Annotated in this window: 17 protein-coding genes; 13 read left to right on the top strand and 4 right to left on the bottom strand. The window is 38.9% G+C overall.

Features of this window, described 5'->3' with window-relative positions:
* Positions 1-144 precede the first annotated feature (144 nt).
* The 4 genes from holA to ACMFKV_RS00370 all read left to right on the top strand — a co-directional run bounded on the left by holA (position 145) and on the right by ACMFKV_RS00370 (position 4,345).
* The gene (gene holA, locus ACMFKV_RS00385; RefSeq protein WP_336287564.1) at positions 145-1,188 is read left to right on the top strand and encodes a DNA polymerase III subunit delta; all 1,044 of its coding nucleotides are present in this window, start codon (positions 145-147) and stop codon (positions 1,186-1,188) included.
* 425 nt (positions 1,189-1,613) lie between these two features.
* The gene (locus tag ACMFKV_RS00380) at positions 1,614-2,555 is read left to right on the top strand and encodes a prephenate/arogenate dehydrogenase family protein (RefSeq protein ID WP_413154206.1); all 942 of its coding nucleotides are present in this window, start codon (positions 1,614-1,616) and stop codon (positions 2,553-2,555) included.
* Positions 2,556-2,980: 425 nt separating this feature from the next.
* The gene (locus ACMFKV_RS00375; RefSeq protein WP_336287562.1) at positions 2,981-3,838 is read left to right on the top strand and encodes a YihY/virulence factor BrkB family protein; all 858 of its coding nucleotides are present in this window, start codon (positions 2,981-2,983) and stop codon (positions 3,836-3,838) included.
* A 12-nt stretch (positions 3,839-3,850) separates the two neighbouring features.
* Complete coding sequence (locus tag ACMFKV_RS00370) at positions 3,851-4,345, top strand: YaiI/YqxD family protein (protein WP_413154205.1); 495 nt, start codon at positions 3,851-3,853, stop codon at positions 4,343-4,345.
* A gap of 1 nt (position 4,346) precedes the next feature.
* On the opposite strand, the gene ACMFKV_RS00365 is transcribed toward ACMFKV_RS00370, so the two are convergent.
* Complete coding sequence (locus ACMFKV_RS00365) at positions 4,347-5,018, bottom strand: TlpA disulfide reductase family protein (protein WP_336287560.1); 672 nt, start codon at positions 5,016-5,018, stop codon at positions 4,347-4,349.
* A 483-nt stretch (positions 5,019-5,501) separates the two neighbouring features.
* On the opposite strand from ACMFKV_RS00365, the gene lptM reads away from it, so the two are divergent.
* The 4 genes from lptM (at position 5,502) to ACMFKV_RS00345 (ending at position 10,494) form a co-directional block, all read left to right on the top strand.
* Positions 5,502-5,681 (top strand): LPS translocon maturation chaperone LptM, encoded by a 180-nt coding sequence (gene lptM / locus ACMFKV_RS00360; RefSeq protein ID WP_336287559.1) that lies wholly within the window; start codon positions 5,502-5,504, stop codon positions 5,679-5,681.
* An 8-nt stretch (positions 5,682-5,689) separates the two neighbouring features.
* Entirely contained in the window at positions 5,690-6,964 is a 1,275-nt protein-coding gene (gene lysA, locus ACMFKV_RS00355) for a diaminopimelate decarboxylase (RefSeq protein ID WP_413154204.1), read from the top strand.
* A 116-nt stretch (positions 6,965-7,080) separates the two neighbouring features.
* Positions 7,081-9,510 (top strand): TIGR02302 family protein, encoded by a 2,430-nt coding sequence (locus ACMFKV_RS00350; RefSeq protein ID WP_413154203.1) that lies wholly within the window; start codon positions 7,081-7,083, stop codon positions 9,508-9,510.
* Between the two features lie 225 nt (positions 9,511-9,735).
* A complete protein-coding gene (locus ACMFKV_RS00345) occupies positions 9,736-10,494 on the top strand; it encodes a class I SAM-dependent methyltransferase (RefSeq protein WP_336287556.1) in 759 nt (252 codons plus the stop codon).
* A 93-nt stretch (positions 10,495-10,587) separates the two neighbouring features.
* Here ACMFKV_RS00345 and ACMFKV_RS00340 read toward each other — a convergent pair whose 3' ends face one another.
* Entirely contained in the window at positions 10,588-11,271 is a 684-nt protein-coding gene (locus ACMFKV_RS00340) for a response regulator transcription factor (RefSeq protein WP_336287555.1), read from the bottom strand.
* Positions 11,272-11,339: 68 nt separating this feature from the next.
* Between ACMFKV_RS00340 and ACMFKV_RS00335 the strand changes: the two genes are divergently transcribed.
* Positions 11,340-11,903 (top strand): L,D-transpeptidase family protein, encoded by a 564-nt coding sequence (locus ACMFKV_RS00335; RefSeq protein WP_336287554.1) that lies wholly within the window; start codon positions 11,340-11,342, stop codon positions 11,901-11,903.
* Here ACMFKV_RS00335 and ACMFKV_RS00330 read toward each other — a convergent pair.
* Together ACMFKV_RS00330 and tsaD are read right to left on the bottom strand one after the other, a co-directional pair.
* Positions 11,895-12,329: an EVE domain-containing protein gene (locus ACMFKV_RS00330; protein WP_336287553.1), complete on the bottom strand. Its 435-nt coding sequence runs from the start codon at positions 12,327-12,329 to the stop codon at positions 11,895-11,897. The two genes, ACMFKV_RS00335 and ACMFKV_RS00330, sit on opposite strands and share 9 nt — an antisense overlap.
* Before the next feature lie 530 nt (positions 12,330-12,859).
* Positions 12,860-13,954: a tRNA (adenosine(37)-N6)-threonylcarbamoyltransferase complex transferase subunit TsaD gene (gene tsaD / locus ACMFKV_RS00325; protein WP_413154202.1), complete on the bottom strand. Its 1,095-nt coding sequence runs from the start codon at positions 13,952-13,954 to the stop codon at positions 12,860-12,862.
* A 364-nt stretch (positions 13,955-14,318) separates the two neighbouring features.
* Here tsaD and ACMFKV_RS00320 point away from each other — a divergent pair, with 364 nt between their 5' ends.
* The 4 genes from ACMFKV_RS00320 to ACMFKV_RS00305 all read left to right on the top strand — a co-directional run bounded on the left by ACMFKV_RS00320 (position 14,319) and on the right by ACMFKV_RS00305 (position 19,139).
* Entirely contained in the window at positions 14,319-15,506 is a 1,188-nt protein-coding gene (locus ACMFKV_RS00320; protein ID WP_413154201.1) for a COG4223 family protein, read from the top strand.
* Positions 15,507-15,517: 11 nt separating this feature from the next.
* Positions 15,518-17,080 carry a heme biosynthesis protein HemY gene (locus tag ACMFKV_RS00315; protein WP_413154200.1) on the top strand — a complete coding sequence of 521 codons (1,563 nt, stop codon included), beginning with the start codon at positions 15,518-15,520 and terminating at the stop codon, positions 17,078-17,080.
* A 94-nt stretch (positions 17,081-17,174) separates the two neighbouring features.
* Positions 17,175-17,921: a glutamine amidotransferase gene (locus tag ACMFKV_RS00310; protein ID WP_413154199.1), complete on the top strand. Its 747-nt coding sequence runs from the start codon at positions 17,175-17,177 to the stop codon at positions 17,919-17,921.
* A gap of 228 nt (positions 17,922-18,149) precedes the next feature.
* Positions 18,150-19,139 carry a DUF2125 domain-containing protein gene (locus ACMFKV_RS00305; RefSeq protein ID WP_413154198.1) on the top strand — a complete coding sequence of 330 codons (990 nt, stop codon included), beginning with the start codon at positions 18,150-18,152 and terminating at the stop codon, positions 19,137-19,139.
* The last annotated feature ends 35 nt before the right edge of the window (positions 19,140-19,174 follow it).

The raw sequence follows: 19,174 nt of genomic DNA, 5'->3' as shown, positions 1-19,174 counted from the left end.
GTACCAAATGTGGAATAATGATTACGTATTCATTGGGGTGTCATAAAAGAAAAGGTTGGATGTGAGTGAGTGGTCTCATAGATATGTTTCAAAAAATTTGTATTAAAGTTCTTGATGATAACAAACTTTTAGTGGATTAATGTTTTGGCTCAAAAAAAAGCGCATGAAGTTGATCGCTTTCTAACGCATTTTTCACGTTCTTTTCCCATTGTTCTCATTTATGGACCTGATCGTGGTCTTGTTTGTGAGCGTGTACAGCGTTTTATTAAGCTTGCGCAGGTAGCAGTGGAAGATCCTTTTGCAACTGTGCGTTTGGATGCAGCTGAGATTGATAAAGATCCTGCACGATTGGGAGATGAGGCACGTACTTTATCACTTTTTGGTGGTGATCGTTTGATATGGATTTCTAATGGCGCTAATCAAAAAAATTTCCTTGCTGCGCTTAAGCTTTTAATTAAAGAACCACCAGAAAAAAGTTTTGTTTTAATTGAGGCAGGGGATCTAAAAAAAGGGACGGGACTGCGTAATGTTATTGAAACGGCATCCCCAGCAATGGCGTTGCCTTGTTTTGCTGATGATATCCGCTCTCTCGACACGTTAATTGATGAAGTTTTAGGTCACTTTAATGTGACTCTTTCTTTAGATGCACGCAAGTGGTTGCTTCATAATTTGGGAGGGGATCATCTTGTTTCGCGTGGTGAATTGGAGAAACTCTGTCTTTATGCTTTAGGCAAAACACATATTTCTCTTGAGGATGTGAAGGCTGTAGTGAGCGATGTCAGTGCGCTTTCTTACGATGAAGTAATTGATGCTGTTTTACTAGGTAATGTAGCGAATTTTGAAACATATTTTAGTCGACATACAGCTATGCAGGGCACGCATTTTTTTATTTTGAGTACTGCGCAAAGGCATTTTCAGCAATTACAACTTTTGCGTTATCAAGTAGATGTTGAAGGTAAAAGTGCTGCTACAGCGATTTCTCAAGCGCATCCGCCGATTTTTTTTCAGCGGAAAAAAACAGTTGAACGTGCCTTGAAATATTGGGGAATGGAACAAATTTCTTACGCAATGGAGCGAATCCAACGTGTTGTTTTGGATAGCCGTAAAAATCCGCTTTTGGGTGAAGCTATCATTCGTCAAGCTTTGTTGGGATTGACAATTATTGCGCGGCGCCAAATGAATTCTTAAAATATTTGCCAAATGGATTTTCTTAAAATATTTGATTGTGATGGGTATCTATTGCTTTTTAATTAAAGATATCGCGCTTTTTTGTTTGCGTTATTGAGAGAAGAAGAGTAATTTTAGAGTTATCAGATTTCTTTGCATAGATTTATTATCGTTTTTGATTAAGAATTTGTGGTAGAGACAGCTTTTATTATGTACAATAGAAAATATTTAACCAATGCATTAACAGTTTTAAGGTCGAATGTTACGCTCTCTTTTGCAGCTTTCTGATATATTTTCTAAATAAAAACAATTTATTGACGATTTGCGCGGTGGCTATTGGTGGATGCGTAGCTCTACTGCTTAGCTGTGATTGTCAAAACGCTTAACTATTCTATTATCAGTATCAGGTACTTATCGTGGTCTTGTTATTATTTTAAAGGTGAAAAATGCCTCCTATTGGGTTTGAAAAAATAGCACTAATTGGAATCGGTTTGATTGGCTCTTCTTTAGCAAGGATTATTAAAAAGAAAGGTCTTGCAAACCAAGTTACTATCGCTACGCGTAGCCGAAAAACATTAGAAAGAGCGCGTGAATTAGAGCTTGGAGATTTTTATACAACCGATAGCGCAGAAGCTGTTAAAGGAGCAGATTTAGTTATTATTGCTGTGCCTGTTGGAGCTAGTGCGGAGGTAGTAAAAACCATTCGTAATCATTTAAAATCGGGGGCGATTGTGAGTGATGTTGGTTCTACAAAAGCGTTGGTGATTGCAGAAATAGCGCATTTATTACCAAAGTCTGTTCATTTTATCCCAGGACATCCAATTGCTGGAACTGAATATTCTGGACCAGATGCTGGATTTTCTGATTTATTTATGAATCGTTGGTGTATTTTAACGCCTTCTGCCGATAATGATGCTGCTGCTGTAGCAAAATTAACTGCTTTTTGGGAAGCTTGTGGTGCACGTGTTGAGACAATGGATCCTAAGCATCATGATCTTGTTTTGGCTGTTGTTTCACATTTGCCGCATTTGATTGCGTACAATATTGTTGGGACAGCGAGTGATTTAGAGAAGGTAACCAATTCAGAAGTGATTGCTTATTCAGCTTCAGGATTTCGTGATTTTACGCGTTTAGCGTCTTCTGATCCTGTGATGTGGCGCGATATTTGTTTGCATAATAAAGATGCTATCTTGGAAATGCTGAGCCGTTTTAATGAAGGTCTTGCGTATTTAGAGCGAGCAATTCATCAAGGAGATGGAGAAGTGCTGTTTAATTTCTTTACGCGCACGCGAGAAGTGCGGCGCAGCATTATTGCTGCAGGGCAGGAAATTGATGCACCTGATTTTGGGCGTCAGGTAGTTCTTCAAGAGGGTATAGAAAAGGTGTAAAATCATTCACTTTTGCTTAGTGGAAAGATTTGTTTGTAAATAATGCGGTATATTTTGATGTCGAAATTTATTTTCGGAGATGATGAAAAGATTGGCACCAAAATTTAAGAGATGAGTGTGCTCATAGTGTGTATGCAATCAGGATGGATCGTTGCTTGTTACAAGTCATAATGATGAATGATTGCAAGGGTTCGTATGCAAAATACAGTGAAGCGATTATACTTTCCTCTTATTCGCTTGAGACATTGGGAAGATTTGTTCATTCGCTTTGGTGATTTGATATAGAGTGATTGCGCTTGATTATATTTATTCTTGCTTTTAAAATATGCTTGATTTTTGCACGGAGAGACCTTTCTTTATCAAGTATAAATAATTTTTAAAACATAGATTTTTAAAAGAGAGATTCCGTCAGAAAGTGTTAAACTTTGATAAGAAATATATTTGGGTATAGCTATCGTATTCTTGTCAATGCTGTGAGCCATTATGTGCGTGATAATGGGAATGCTTTTGCAAGCCATGTCGCGCTATCAGGGCTTTTGTCGTTTTTTCCTTTTTTTATTTTTGGAACTTCTTTTGCTCGTTTTCTCGGAGCTTTTACCTATACACCGCAAAAAATAAAAGCACTTGTACAGTTATTGCCAGATGCGATTGCAGAGCCTTTGTCGCAAGAGGTTATCAATGTTTCAACTATTCATCGAGGAGGTTTGTTAACAATTTCTGTTATTGGAGCAGCATATTTTGCTTCTAACGGAGTGGAGGCTTTGCGTACAGCTTTGAATAAAGCTTATCGCGTCGTTGATCGGCGGAGTTTGTTTTTTTGTCGTTTGCAAAGCTTGTTTTTTGTGATTATTGGAGCAATCGGTCTTGTGGTGCTTAGCTTTTCATTAATTATAGTACCTTTGTTAATCAAAATTATGCGAGATCATTCTTCTTTTATTGATGAATATATTGGTGTGTTTCGTCTGTGGCGCTATGCAATTGTGTTTGTTGTCCTCTTCATAAGCCTTTTAATTATTCATAGATGGTTGCCAGCTGGGCGACGAAAAATTATAGATATTTTACCAGGAATTTTTGTAACTATGTTTCTCTGGTTTATAGCTTCTACGGCTTTTGCTCAGTATCTGGCAATGTTTAATTATATTTCTACCTATGCGGGGTTAGCATCCATCATGGTTGCTATTATTTTTCTTTATATGTTAAGTGCAATTTTTATTTTGGGAGGTGAAATAAACGCGGCAATTATGTTTTATCGCAATCATCATTTGCAACATTTAGATGAATGAAAGAGCCTGTTGTTGAGTGAGAGCCAACAGACGAATACACGGATAAAGCCTGCCATCACTTTGTTGGTTGATGCTGATGCTTGTCCTGTAAAGTCTGAAATTTATCGTGTTATGAATCGTTATCAGCTTAAAACATTTATTGTTGCAAATCGTTTTTTGGTTCTTCCAGATGAAGTGCTTCTTGAAAGAGTCATCGTTGCTAGAGAGCCTGATTGTGCAGATGACTGGATTGTGGAGCATGTGCATGAGGCTAGTATTGTGATCACGAGTGATATTCTTTTAGCCGCGCGTGTTGTGCGGGCAGGGGGCGTTTGCCTTTCACCGACAGGGCGCATTTTTGATGTCAATTCGATTGGTCAAGCTTTAGCGATGCGCAACTTGATGGAAGATTTGCGTGGGCAGGGTAATGCGACAGGCGGTCCCCGCCCTTTTGGTCACAAAGACCGTTCCGTTTTTTTGTCGGCACTGGATTTAATGATACAACGTTTAAAAAGGTGTGGTTATTAAATTACTGTGTTTCTTTAATGGCAGCTTCTATAAACGCTTTGGCATCGTCACTAGCCCATGGAGCCATACCGTTAAATGAAGCAATGAGATGACCATTTTTATCAATCAAAAATGTGACGGGTAATCCTAATGCTAGCCCTTGTTTTCTAATATTTGTAAAAATATCCATCGTTGGATCGCGGTAGTAGATTAAATTATCAGCGCCAACATTTTGTAAAAATTGCTGAATTTTTTCAGGAGAAGCTGCTTGCTCAACATTAATAGCTATTACATCGAAATTTTCTCCACCTATTTCACGCTTTAATTTTGCCAATTCTGGCATTTCAATGCGGCATGGTAGGCACCAAATTGCCCACAGATTGATGAGCACCAGTTTTCCTTGAAATTCAGCAAGTTTATGGTCTTTTCCTTGAATATCTTTAAAAGAAAGTTGGCTCATATCATGAAGAGTATCAGCAAAGCGCATATGGGTGAAAAGGCCTTTAGTTGCCTTTTTTATTGCTATTATTTTTTCTTTTTGTTCTGGTGAAAGAGAGTTGGGAGTGAAAGAGGTTTTTTGATCAGTATGATTTATTGCTGCATATATCCATATACTTAAGACGATAATCAAAAACGTGATGAAGAATTGCATTTTTCTATTCTTCTTGAGGTTGCTAAAAAGTTGAGAAATCATAATTTTGTCCTTATTTATGGATGCTTTTGAAGTATGACGGATGAGAAATGAAAAAATCAAATATAAAATTGGTTGAATGTGTTAAAGGTTGATGCAATTGCGAAAAAAATTAACATTTTAGTTAATTTTGATCAAAGACTTTATCGATAAGATATTGAAGGTTCACTTTCTCATGCAGCAATGTTAGCGTAAGTGAGGGTCATTCCACAATTCAACTATAAAAAAAACTGCTCATAGTTTAAAGTTTTTTCATCAAAACAAAGAGGGTATATTTATTTTGTTACAAAAGTTTGAAAATATTCATAAAAGTATTGGAATAAGGTGAAAAAAATTGGTTGATTTTGTAGGAGAATATTTGCTTGTGGTGTATTCAAAAGTCTTTTACCAAGTTGCTTGTTGGAAGAAATATTTTGTAATCACTTAAGTAATTTTATTTTTAACACAAAAAATGCAAAAAGAGATCGATATGGGGAAAGAGGGCATATGAAAATTATTTTTAAGCGTTTGATGATTGTCCTTTTTTTTAGTGTCGTTTGTGTGGGATGTGGGCGTAAAGGCGCATTAGAACTGCCTTCTTCAACTGTAGCAAAAACGACGCAGGAGACACTTTCTTCCAAAAATACAGCAGATAAACCTTTTATTCTTGACCGATTAATACAATAGAGGTTTTTATGCACTTTTTTTCTTATCATCAGGGTGTGCTCCACGCTGAAGGTCTTTCGCTTTCTGCATTGGCGCAAGATGTAGGGACGCCTTTTTATTGTTATTCAGCGCGTGCGGTGGTTGCACGTTTTAAAGAGTATCAAAATGCGTTTCGAGACATACCGAGTTTGATTGCTTATGCCGTTAAAGCTAATTCCAATCAGGCAGTTTTACGGCTTTTAGCAATAAACGGAGCGGGAGCTGATGTGGTTTCAGAAGGTGAGTTGCGGCGTGCACTTTCTGCGGGTATTCCTCCTCATCGCATTGTTTATTCTGGCGTTGGTAAAACGGTGAAAGAAATAGATTTTGCGCTTGCGCATGATATTTGTTGTTTTAACGTCGAATCAGAACCTGAACTTGAACAACTTTCAGCACGTGCTGTTGCGCTTTCAAAAACAGCACGTATTTCATTGCGCATTAATCCAGATATAGATGCCAAAACCCATAAGAAAATTACAACGGGTAAATCTGAAAATAAATTTGGTATTCCACTATCGTTGGCGTGGGATGCGTATAAAAAAGCCGCGCAATTGCCTAGTCTTCATGTGTGTGGTGCAGATATTCATATCGGTAGTCAGATTTGTGATTTGAAGCCGTTTGAAGATGCATTTCTTGTTGTTGCAGATTTTGTACGTCAGTTGTGGGATAATGGGTATGCAATCACCCATGTCGACATTGGGGGTGGGCTTGGTATTGCATATGGTAATGAACAACATTTAGTGCCATCTCTTGCTGATTATGCAGCACTTGTAAAGAAGCATATTGCGCCTTTGGGAATTAATATTATCATGGAGCCTGGGCGCAGTATCGTCGGAGAGGCTGGTGTATTGGTGACGTCTGTTGTATATTTAAAAAGAGGAGAAGGGAGGAATTTTGTTATTGTTGATGCTGCGATGAATGATTTTATGCGCCCAACGCTTTATGATGCTTGGCAAAATGTGGTACTTGTAAAACAAGCACCAATGGATGCCTCACTTATGAAGGCGGATATTGTTGGTTCAATTTGTGAAACTGGCGATTATTTAGGGTTAGATCGCTGTATTCCCGTTTTAGCGGCAGGTGATCTTTTGGCAATTACTGGGGCGGGTGCTTATGGCGCAGTGATGGCAAGCACCTATAATAGTCGGCTTTTGGTGCCAGAAATTCTCGTTCAAGATACCCGCTACGCGATTATTCGTCCACGTCTTGATTACACGCAACTCATAAACAGCGATCATGTGCCAGATTGGATTGAACATTGCTAAATATCTTCTGTCTTATTTTTACTAAACTTTGATGAAACAATTTATTTTCTGGAACTTGTCTTGCATGGAGTCTATGATCTCGATTTATTACTGTGAAAAAGAGCAAATATTTGTCTATGAAAAATGAAAACATCAAAAGTTCTGCGGTAATGAAGCTTTTATGTGTACGTGTTTTGGTGTGGTGTATCCTATTTTTTGAACGGATATGGCTGCGGCTGTTGCCGTTTTTTCTCATTCTGAGTTTCTTTTGTTCACTAAGTTGGTTTGGTATTTTTGGTATTTTGAATTATTGGCTACATTTATTTTTACTGTGGCTGATGCTTTTTTTTGCTGTGGGGAGTTTGTTTTTTCTTCTCCGCTTTCGGTTGCCAACCATTAAGGATGTTCATCACCGTATTGAGCAAATCAATGGTCTCAAAAATCAGCCTTTAAGTGTTCAAACAGATCATTTATGTCCTGAAAATGATGAAGGTTTGAATGTAATTATCTGGCGCGAACATCAGCGTCGCATGGCAGAACAATTGTCTCATTTAAAAACTGGATTTGCTCATCCTAATAGTGCAGCTTGTGATCCTTTGGCTCTTAGGACTTTATGTATTTTACTTTGTGTGTGTGCTTTTAGTTTTTCTTTTGGCTCTCTAGGAGGGCGTTTGGCGGATGCGTTTGATTTACGTCCTGTGGTGGATGAGGCATCAATACGGATTGATGCTTGGGTTACACCCCCTATTTATACGGGTGTTGCACCCATTTATTTAACACAAGGTGAGACAACACAGTTTACAGTTCCTGAAGGCAGCAATATGGTTATACGCGTTGTCAATGGTGCTGGCGTTACAGTAAAAGCGATATCTGAAGAGGATGCGCGGGAGGTTTCTCTTTCCCAAAAAAGTGAAAAAACAGCTTTGAATGATCCAATTATTCATTTTGAAACACTTTTGGAACGTTCAATCAGTTTGTTGGTATCATCACGTCATAAGCAACAACAGTGGCATTTGCATGTGATTAAAGATCAGATACCCACAATTCATTGGCTGGGAAAACCAGAACGGGTTTTGGCTGGCTCATTAGAGCTGCAGTATGAGATGGATGATGATTATGGAGTGACAAAGGCTTTTGTTGAAATTGAGCCTCTTCTTGGACAGCAAAAAAACGCTGCTTCTCTTTATAAAGCACCTGAAATAAAACTTCTTTTAGCGCGTGGTGGAAAGGGTAAAATGCGGACGGTACAAGATGTATCAAGTCATCCGTGGGCTGGTTCAGAAGTCAAAGTTACTTTGGTGGCAGAAGATGGAGCGGGACAACAAGGTCGCAGTAAAACTTTTGGTATGATATTACCACAGCGTATTTTTTCGGATCCTGTTGCTCGTGCAGCGAGTGAGTTACGTCGCTTATTGGCTCTTAATGCTTCTGCGCAAGAGCATGTACTCGATATGCTTGCTGCTTTGCTTGTGCGTCCAGAAGATGGTCTACAAAATGCGACGCATTTTCTTGTCTTACAGAGCGCGTGGACAAGGCTTTCACTGGCAAAAACAGAGGATGAGTTGCGCGATGTGGTGGATTATTTATGGCAAATTGCTTTGGGTATTGAAGGTAATCAAAACGAATCCGTTCAGAAAAATTTAAAACAAGCACAAGCTGCTTTGCGTGATGCGCTTCGCAATGGCGCTTCAGCAACAGAAATTGAACGGCTTATGGCAAATTTACGCCAAGCTATGGATGATTATATTCGCGCTTTGGCTAAAACAGCGCAAGATAAGAGCAGTCCTCATAGTCCCAATCTTTCTGAGGATACATTACAAAAAAAGCTGAATTTAATTGAAGAAATGGCTAAAATGGGTTCTTCCTTTGCAGCTGAACAATTATTGGCTGAAGTCGAAAAGATTCTTGATCATTTGCAGGTTCACAAAGGCAATCAGGATAAGGGAGAAAATAATAGCCAAACTGCGCAGATGAAAAAAGAGCTTGATAAGCTTAGTGATTTGATGCGTCGTCAGCAAGAAATTCTTAACGAGACATATCAATTAGAAATGGAACAACGACGTGGGGAAAGTGTACCGAAAAAACGAAGCGAATCTTTGCAAAAACGTCAGGCTGAATTGCATTCTAGGTTATCAGAATTGGGAAAGGGATTGTCAAAGCAGGGGTTTGAGCAGGGCGACGCATTGAAAAAAGCAGAAGAAAACATGAACTCTGCAGAGATCGCTCTTGATGACGGCAATTATAGAATGTCTAAACAAAACCAGTTGGATGCTTTAGAATCTTTGAGGCAAGGCGCACAAAATGTTTTAAAAAAAATGCGTGAAGTACTCGAAAAAGCTGGAAATAAGAAAAATTCTACTTCTGGTCCTAAAGATCCATTGGGACGCCCACTTTCTTCAAAAACGGATCAGGGGCAAGAACAGGGGCAAGAAGATGTCGTTGTGCCACAGGAAAGTGATCAAATGCGCGCGCGGCAGATTTTGGAAGAAATTCGCAAACGCCTTGGCAAAGAGCATATCCCAGAGACAGAGAAAAATTATCTTGAAAGATTGCTTCATTTTAATTAACCGTTTGCTTTTTTCTTCACTAACGTCAAAAACAGCGTAGTGAAAGCTTGTATGAAGCGCAGAATCAAAGATAAAGAACACGTCAAAACATTTGCTGTGAAGTGATTATAAAGATTTCTGTATCGCTTTTGGGATTATAAGGGCTAAAAATATGAAATATTAAAGTTTTTGCCATTGTGGAGAAAAGGCAGAAATCCATATAAATTGGGTAAAAGCCTGTGATGTTTGAATTTTGTTTCTGCATGGTATATTGAATTGGATATAATCACACTGAAAGATTTTTACGCTTCTGCACTTGGTATGCGTGTGCAAGAGACTTTGTGTGACCAGTTAAATTTATATTGGTCAGATCTTACAGATAAACGAGTCATGGGTCTTGGTTATGCACTTCCTTATCTTTCTATGTTGCGGAAACGTGCACAACAATGTTTTGCTTTTATGCCCGCTGGTCAAGGGGCTTCGCCTTGGCCTTGTGCCAATAAGGTTGCCACGGCGCTTGTTTTTGAAGAAGACTTGCCACTTCCTGATGCTTCCATTGATTGTGTTTTATTGGTACATGCACTTGAATATACAGAAAATTCATTTGAAACGCTGAATGAAATATGGCGCGTTTTAGCCCCTAATGGTCATTTGATCGTTATTGTTCCTAATCGCTCTGGTTTTTGGGCACGCAACGGTTGTACACCCTTTGGTTATGGTGAACCCTATAGTCGACAACAAATCACGCGTTTGTTTGAAAAAACAAACTTTATTTCTGGACCCGTGCAGGAAATTATACATTACACTCCTTCTTCAGGTTATATTTCGCGGTTGTTTTCATTTTTTTATGAGCCATTTGCACGCTATCTTTTGCCTTATTTTGGCGGTCTCTTAATATGTCAGGCTCAAAAATGTGTTTATCAAGGCTTGCTTGCACAACGCCGCCAGTCGCGGCGTGTTTTTATTCCTGCATTGTCACCACAAGCACGTGAAAGCTCTCTTTAATCTTAGCTTATTTTGCTTCTTGCTTTAGAAAAGAGAAATTAATGGTGCCAAAATCAATTTTGAAATAATAGTTACGATAATTATAAGCAACACTTAAAGATTCAGACGATATCCATTATTGTCTGTAATGAGAATTTGTGCGTTGGAGGGATCTTTTTCTATTTTTTGTCGCAAACGGTAGATATGGGTCTCTAGCGTATGGGTAACGATTTTCTCATTATAGCCCCAAATTTGTTCTAAAAGTGTTTCACGATTTACAATTTTATCGCTGGTGCAATAAAGATACTTAAGAATCGCTGCCTCTTTTTCTGTGAGGCGAATTTCATTGTTGTGTTGATCAATGAGGAGTTTTTGTCTAGGTTTAAATGTATAGGGACCAATGCAAAATGTTGCATCTTCATTTTGCTCATATTGGCGCAGTTGGGCGCGAATTCGCGCCAATAGCACCGCAAAGCGAAAGGGTTTTGTTACATAATCATTGGCACCTGTTTCAATATCTAAAATGGTATCGCAATCTGTATCATAATTTGTAATCATGATAATGGGAGCACGAAAACCTTGAGTGCGTAGTTTTTGAATAGCTGTACGACCATCAAGATCGGGCAGTTCAATACCAAAAATGGCTAGATCAATATTCTCTTCTTGGGCTATTGTGATTCCTGCTTCAGCTGTTTTTGCTTGCAGAACTTTAAACTCTTTATGAATTTGTAATTGTTTTACCAAAATAGGGCGCAGATCATCGTCTTCTTCAACGATTAAAAGGGTATAGCGGTTCATTTGTTTTCCTTATAAGGTATGTTGATATGACGATTGGTGAAAAATAGTTTCATGAAAAGTAGGATCTCATGCAAGGAAAATTAAAAAAGAAACCCTATAAAAAACAAACTTTTGTTTCTTTTATGACCGTTCGTCGACAAGCAGGTAAATGTACACGAGGTATTTTGTGCGCTGGTCAAAACCATTTTTTTTGCGCCTTAGGACGGGCTGGCATTTCTGCTTTTAAGCGTGAAGGTGATGGTGCAACACCTTTAGCACGTATGCGTTGCTTAAGAGGATTTCGAGGCAATTTTTCTCGTTCCTTCCCACGTTCTATTTTGCCTTTTCATCGTATTCGTGTCCAAGATGGTTGGTGTGATGCAAGTGGTGATGCCAATTACAATCGCTTGGTACGTCTTCCTTATAAGAACAGTGCTGAAAAGATGCATCGTGAAGATGGTCTTTATGCAATTGTCTTAAGTTTGGACTGGAATGTTACAGAACGGAAAATGGCAAGAGGAAGTGCCATTTTTATGCATTTAGCACAAGAAAATTATACACCAACAGAAGGATGTATTGCACTTTCTCGTCGTGATATGGAGCGTCTTTTGCCGCATATTAGCCGAAAGACAAAAATTATTATTTTAGGTTAAAAATATTTCCATCTTAAGGTTGCCCATTAAGCAGACTTCTCTCCATTCATCTTCTGTGACAGGTTGCACTGATAAGCGACTGGCATTAACCAGTACCATATTGTCCAGTTTTGGATTTGCTTTAATCTGTTTTAATGAAACAGGGGTTGGCATATCACAAAGAGCACGGATATCTACACATTCCCAGCGTGGATCAGGGGTTGTAGAGTCAGGGTGCGCTTCAGCACAGACCTCTACAATGCCTACGATTTCTAATCCCTTATTTGAATGATAAAAAAAGCCTTTATCACCATATTTCATGGCACGCATATTGTTGCGGGCTTGATAATTGCGTACTCCGTCCCACTGTTCGCCATCAGCACCTTTTTGCTTTTGCATATTCCATGACCATTTATGGGGTTCAGATTTAAAAAGCCAATAAGCCATGAGCTCTCCTTTTCATAAGCTGTGCTATATTTCCCAAGTCATGAACGTCTTTTTATCAATATTTGTATCATACCATCAAGAATGATTGTAGAATTTAAAGCGGTATAAAAAGAGTGTTCATTCCCGATTTGTTTCTTTTCTTTTCGAAATAAGAGAATTGTAAGGGTAGAAATATGCCATGTTTCCAATGTATTTTCATGTGTTGTATGAAAGTGCTTTGATTTGGTTCACTGCTAAAACAAGGTATTGCGGGTGTGTGGAAGAGCAATGGAAAACTCAGCCATTTTTGCAATTTCATAAAGATCAAAAAAGATATCATAATTGGGGTATTGTTAACTATATTCCGACTGTGATCTGAAAAAATATAGTATCATTGAGTTGGAGAAAACGTGGCAAGAAAATCAATCTTCAAAAAATCAAATACCATAGTAATAATGCAAAAGGATAAGGGGTTATATAGCAATAAATAAAGTGCCAAATGGTAGTGGTTCATCCTGTGTTGCGTGGGGGATATAAACGTTAATCTATCTTTATGCTTTTGTTCCACGGCGTCCCGTTCCAATTAAAGGCGCAGCTTTTTCATCTAATGGCCAGCGTGAGCGAGGAGCAATATCAAGGGAGCTTGTTTCCCCCCGTGCGAGCCGCTCTGCACCGGCAAAAGCAATCATGGCAGCATTGTCGGTACACAAGGAAAGGGGCGGAGCTATGAATTCAAAACCATGTTGATGCGCAAGTTCTTGCAGCGTGGATCGAATAGCTTGGTTGGCAGCTACGCCACCTGCGACAACTAAAGCAGGAGGACGGTATCCTTGATAATGAGAGAGAGGATACAGATTGGTAAAATGTTGCAAGGCTAAGCAAATGCGATCATGCACTGTATCGGTTACTGCTGCTTGAAAGCTTGCTGCAATGTCAGCAACGTCGCTTTCTGTGAGAGGAGCCATGGCTGTTGCAGCTTTTCGCACAGCAGTTTTAAGACCAGAAAAAGAAAAATCTAGCCGTTTTTCACCTTTTAAAGGTCGTGGAAGGGAAAGCCGATTTTTATCACCCAATAGAGCCGCTTTTTCAAGTGCTGGACCACCAGGATAAGAAAGACCTAAAAGCTTTGCAGTTTTATCAAAAGCTTCTCCTAATGCGTCATCAATAGTGGTTCCTAAACGTTGGTAATTTCCCACTCCGTGAACAAGAATGATTTGCGTATGTCCGCCTGAAACCAACAACAATAAATAAGGAAACTTGACATTATGCGTTAAAACAGCTGTTAAAGCATGTCCTTCTAAGTGATTTACGGCAATAAAAGGTTTTCCAGTAGCCAGACAGAGTGCTTTTGCACTCATTACTCCCACTAAAAGACCTCCTATCAAACCTGGACCACTTGTTGCTGCAATGGCGTCAATATCTTGCAATTTTGTGTTAGCTTCTGTCAGTGCTTTCAAAATCAAATTATCGAGAATTTCAACATGGGCACGAGCAGCAATTTCAGGTACAACACCACCGTAAGGTGCATGATCGTCAATTTGACTCCAAACAATATTGGAAAGAATTTTGCTGTTTCCTCCATTGTTGTGTTCAATAACAGCGGCAGCAGTTTCATCGCAACTTGTTTCTATTCCCAACAGGCGCATTGTAGATAAAACCTTATGTTGAAGATTCTTTTATGTGTGGGTACCATGGGATAGGTAAAGATGCAAAGAACTTCTCTTAATTTTGATATATCTGATATAATTACTATGTTGACTAAAAACTGAATAAGGCGTGTTTTTTAGTATAAAATGCTTATGTGTTTTCAAAAACTTGTTTATCAAACTATATCATTATAATAATTTTCAGTGAGGATGTAGTTTTGAAAAATATGACGGAGAGATATTCTTGATAAAAAAAATGTAAAACAAGGTATGCTATTTAAAATATTCAAAAAATGCTTCATTTTTAAAACTTTTTTCATCTTGTTATTGTATGATTAAAAAAGGTGCAGAAAAAGTGACTCATATGGTAGATTCTTCAAAATCAAAAGTTAAACCGCGTGATACGAGTGCTCGTCGTAAAAAATCCGTAATTGAGCATGAAGTTATGAGCCATGATACAGAGCAAAAAACACAAAACTTTGTAGAACCGGTTGCAATAGAAAAACAAAGCAAACAAAGCACACAGAATAAACGCACGTCTCATAGAAGCTGGATTTTTTTGCTGGTTTCAGGCATTCTGGGCGGTCTCATTGCTTTGGGACTTTGGGTGGGGGGACAATGGGCAGGTGTTCTTCCTTCCTCTTTGGTAAGCAGTCATGCTGGAGGGGAGAAAGCTTTGCAGATTGCTGAAGACGCAAAAAGTCAAGCAGAAGAAACAATGGGGCAGTTAGGGCGTGTGCTTCAAGAAATTGATACGTTGAAAGCGGAGTTTGCTTCTTTTTCATTGCAGCACGTTGAAGGTGCTCAAGGTGATGAAGTCTGGCAAGAGGAAAGCAGAAAAGCTTTTGCGGCTTTAGAGAAAAAAGTGAATGATCTTGAAGAGTATGTGCAAGCTTTAGTAGGCGTATCAGAAGATATAAAAACGGTTTTGTTCGTGGGGCAGAACAATGCCAATGATCTTGCTGCATTAAAGCAACAGTTTGAGACTGTGAAGGAAAAGATCGTTGTTAAAAATGACGAGAAAGAATCTATAAATACTGCGCTATTTATTGCAGTCAATTCGCTGAAAAATGCTATAGAGCGTGGTGGATCTTATGTCGGCGAATTAAAACTATTACAGCAATTATCACCTTCGATTGATGGACTTGACTTGCTGCAACAAACAGCCACTACGGGCTTGCCAAATTCAGTTCAATTGTCAGCTGATTTTGCGCATGTTGCGGATGCAATTGTTGGTACACAAAATATTGCTGCGTCAGATGCGCACTTTTTTGAACAGATTTGGGCATGGATAAAAGGTCTGGTTGTTTTGCGACCTGTTGGAGATGTTGAAGGTATGACACTAGGAGCGATTGCAGCGCGGATGGAAGTTGCTGTTCAAATGGGTGATTATGAAAAAGCTTTAAGTGAATGGAAAACATTGCCCCAAAGTGCAAAAGATGTTTCAATAGATTTTGTTCAAAAACTTGAAAGACATATTGCTGTTTGCCATCTTCTTCAGCAGTTGCTTATGCTTGCACAACAAGAATCTTTTAAGGCAACGAAGATGTAAATAGGCTCAAGATGATACGTGTTTTTATTTATAGTTTTGTTGTATCTATCCTTGGTTTGGCTTTTGGATGGGTTGCCAATCACAACAGTGTTTTTGTTATAACATTTTTGCACTTTCGGTTTTCTGTTTCATTGTTGACAATTTTAAGCGGGATCATTCTATTTTGCGGAATTGTGGCGCTTGTGTGGTGGTTTTTGTCTGTTATTTTTTCTGTACCGAGTGCTTTATCCAATTATTTTTATAAACGTCATCAAAAGCGCGGTTATGAAGCTCTTTCACAGGGGATTCTTGCGGTTTTTGCTGGCGATGGTCTTTTAGCACAAAAAATGGAAGCGCGTGCTGTGAAATATCTTGCAGGCAATTATGAGTCGTTGGTGAAACTCTTACAAGCGCAAACCCTATCTTTGCAAAATAATTCTGCTCGTGCCATTGGTCTTTATGAGGAGATGAGAAAAGACACATCGACTAAATTGGCTGGGCTTTACGGTTTATTTCGTGAAGCTATGAAAACCAAAGCTTATGAAGCAGCGCAGCAATATGCGCAGGAGGCACTAACTTTGTCGCCAGCACTTTCATGGGCTCATCAAGTCGTTCTTGATCGATTGAGTGCTGAAGGAAAGTGGGATAAAGCACTTGATGTTTTTGAGCGTGCGCAAAAAGCTTTACCGTATTCTGCTCGCTCAACAGTCGAGCGTTATCATACACAGGCGCTATTATTGAGTGGGAAGGCACTTCATCTGTTTGAGACGCATCCTGTGGAAGCACGTACAGCTATTTTGAAAGCGCATAAATTCGTACCTGATTTTGTACCAATAACAGTCATTGCAGCGGATATTCTTTATAAATTAAATGAAACACGTAAAGCTGATAAAATGATTATTGCAGCTTGGCAGAAGGAGCCCCATCCTGATTTAGGAGCGCTTTATCTTGCAAAAGAAGAGGGAGCAGTTGGGCGGTTAAAAAGAGCTAAGACACTCGTTTCCTATAATAAAGACACATTTGAATCGGCTTTCCTGATTGCCAGAGCTGCTTTGGATGCAGGGGAAAGGACATTAGCGAGAGAATACGCACAAAGAGCACTCCAGTATCATCCGCGGGAAAGTGCTTATTTATTGCTGGCAGAGATTGAAGAAGCACAGGGAAATAATCAGGGAGCAGTGCGTCAATGGCTTTCTTTGGCACTGCGTGCTGAACGTGATCCAGTATGGATGTGTGATGGTACCATTTTTTCTTCTTGGTTAGCAGTTTCTCCAATAAGCGGACGCTTGGGTTGTTTTAAATGGAAAGCGCCTCCCTGCAAACCTCCTCTAACATTAGAGGCTGATAATGTCGTTCTGAAAAAAGAAATTGTGCTGAAAACACAAGACAAAGAAAATATCGTGGGCAAAAATACGGTTGTTAAGGGAAAGTTGCTTGAAGAATTTCCATCTGTAAAGGCTGATTTTTTACATCACGCTCAAACAAAGAAACAGGAGACAAAAGTCGTCAGTGCGACCCGTTTAAATGTTGATGATCCAGGGACTAAAACAGAAGAAGAGGTACCGTTGTCGGAAAGCAAGTTTCGATTATTTTAAACAGAAGATCCATAGTGAATGTTATTCACTAAAACTACGCTCTTATTTTTAGAAAGTTGAATTCAGCTTGGTTGCGAAGGTGATTGGTTAAAAAATGTTTTTGATACAAAAATGTCTTGGTAAGAAGCAAAAAAGCAGTAAACCAAGAATTGCAGTAGTGATTCATCGTCAATCTACATATATTGGTCGTTTAGGAAAATTTTTGCAGAAAAGTGGTTTTGCTCTTGATATTTATCGTCCCATTTTAGGACAAAAACTTCCCAATACATTGGAGCATTATGCAGGTGTTGTTATTTTGGGGGGGATGATGAGTGTGAATGATAAGGATGCGTATATTGGTGAAGAGATTGATTGGATTTCTTTATTGTTGAAGGAGGATAAGCCTTTTTTGGGAATTTGTCTTGGAGCACAAATGTTAGCGCGAAATTTGGGGGGACGTGTTGGTACAAGAAGTGATGGAACTGTTGAGATCGGCTGGTATCCATTGGAAGCTACTCCACAAGGTAGAGAACTTATGGATTGGCCAGAAATGGTTTATCATTTTCATGATGAAGGCATTTATGATTTACCCAAAGAGGCGGTGCTTTTGGCAACAGGTCACACATACCCTACACAAGCTTTCCGTTACGGAAATAATGCGTGGGGATTGCAATTTCATGCTGAATTTACACGTGCTATGATGCAGCGTTTGGTGGTGAGTTCAGCGCACAAATTAACCGAAAAAGGTGCGCAACCTGCTTCTGCGCACTTAAAAGGTCGCTTAATATATGATCAAGCTTTGAGCCAATGGTTTGAAAATGCATTGCGACAGATTTTTGGTGTACCTGCTGCATGTGCGTAAATTTTAAAAATTATGTTCTATTGATTGTTATCATGAAAAAAGGAAAATTTTAATTTTGTTTGTATTTTCTCAATTAACATCCCTATGGAAAAGTTCATCTGTGCGCTATTTTCTTTGTGGGTTATTTTGTCTTTTTTTGATACTCATTTATAGTTCACTCTGGTTTTTTTTTCACGTAAAATAGAAACCCGTGTTTCCAATATATTCGCAGGTGCATCGTCCCATGAGATGATGGTTGTATGCAAAAATATAAGAAAGAATGGTTATCCGTTACGTATCGGTGCTGGTTGTGACAAATTTCAGTTTTCTTGGCCTTTGCATGATTTTTCCCTCTCAACTGAATCTGTGGTGATTGGTGCACCAATTTATGCACCACAGTTGATCGAAGTTGATGTTCATTCTCCTGCATCAATTGTTGTAGATAAAAGAATGTCTGTTGTGTCACGCTGGCGCAATTTGGTTATTGAAACAGAGCCTTCTTGGAGGATGCCTCAGACATTTAAGCTCATAGCTGAAGGGCTTGAAATTTTTCCTTTAGCACTGTCTTTTGGAGACAAAAAATTTCAGGAAGCATTAGAATCAATAATCACAGACAGAAAGACGACACAAAACAGTGTTGAAGATCAGGTCTCTTTGGAAAATGCTGATGACATGACTGTGCTTTCGTTAAATCAAAAGAGTCCGCTTCCCAAAATAATGGCAGAGTTTGTACGGTTTGATTTTAAGAATGAGAAAAATGATTTATTAGGGCATGTTGCTTTTGATAGCATTGATCTTTCAGCTTTTATGGCACATTCTTTTGTTGATTTTCCAAAAATTAATGGAAATTTGACATGGATCTTTAAGGATATGTCCAATCTGTTTGATGCAAATGGTAAAAATGGTTGGAAACAGCGCTTATATGGAAAAAGCGGTACTTTAAAGCGCGGTGAATTGATGTTTCATACAGGCGGTGCGTTGCGCGTAAGTGGGCCTTTTTCTTTTGATGATGAAGGATATTTGACGGCAAAATTTGAACTTGCCTTTGTTCAGCACACAGAGTTTGTTACGACTATGCAGCATTTATTTCCTAAGCAAGCCAACAATCTTCAAGTTTTATTTTTTATTTTGAGCTCTATGCCTAAAAATGCAGACAACCACCCCGTCCTTCCTTTGTTGATTACCCATGGATGGGTAAATTTGGGATTTTTAAAGCTTGGTCGTCTTGCACCGCTTTAAGTTTGAGGAGCGGTGTTTATAGTTAAGTATTATTC

Origin of the sequence: Bartonella propinqua (assembly GCF_047263965.1) — a bacterium.
Taxonomy (GTDB): Bacteria; Pseudomonadota; Alphaproteobacteria; order Rhizobiales; family Rhizobiaceae; genus Bartonella.
This window is presented reverse-complemented; position numbering and strand designations above follow the sequence as displayed.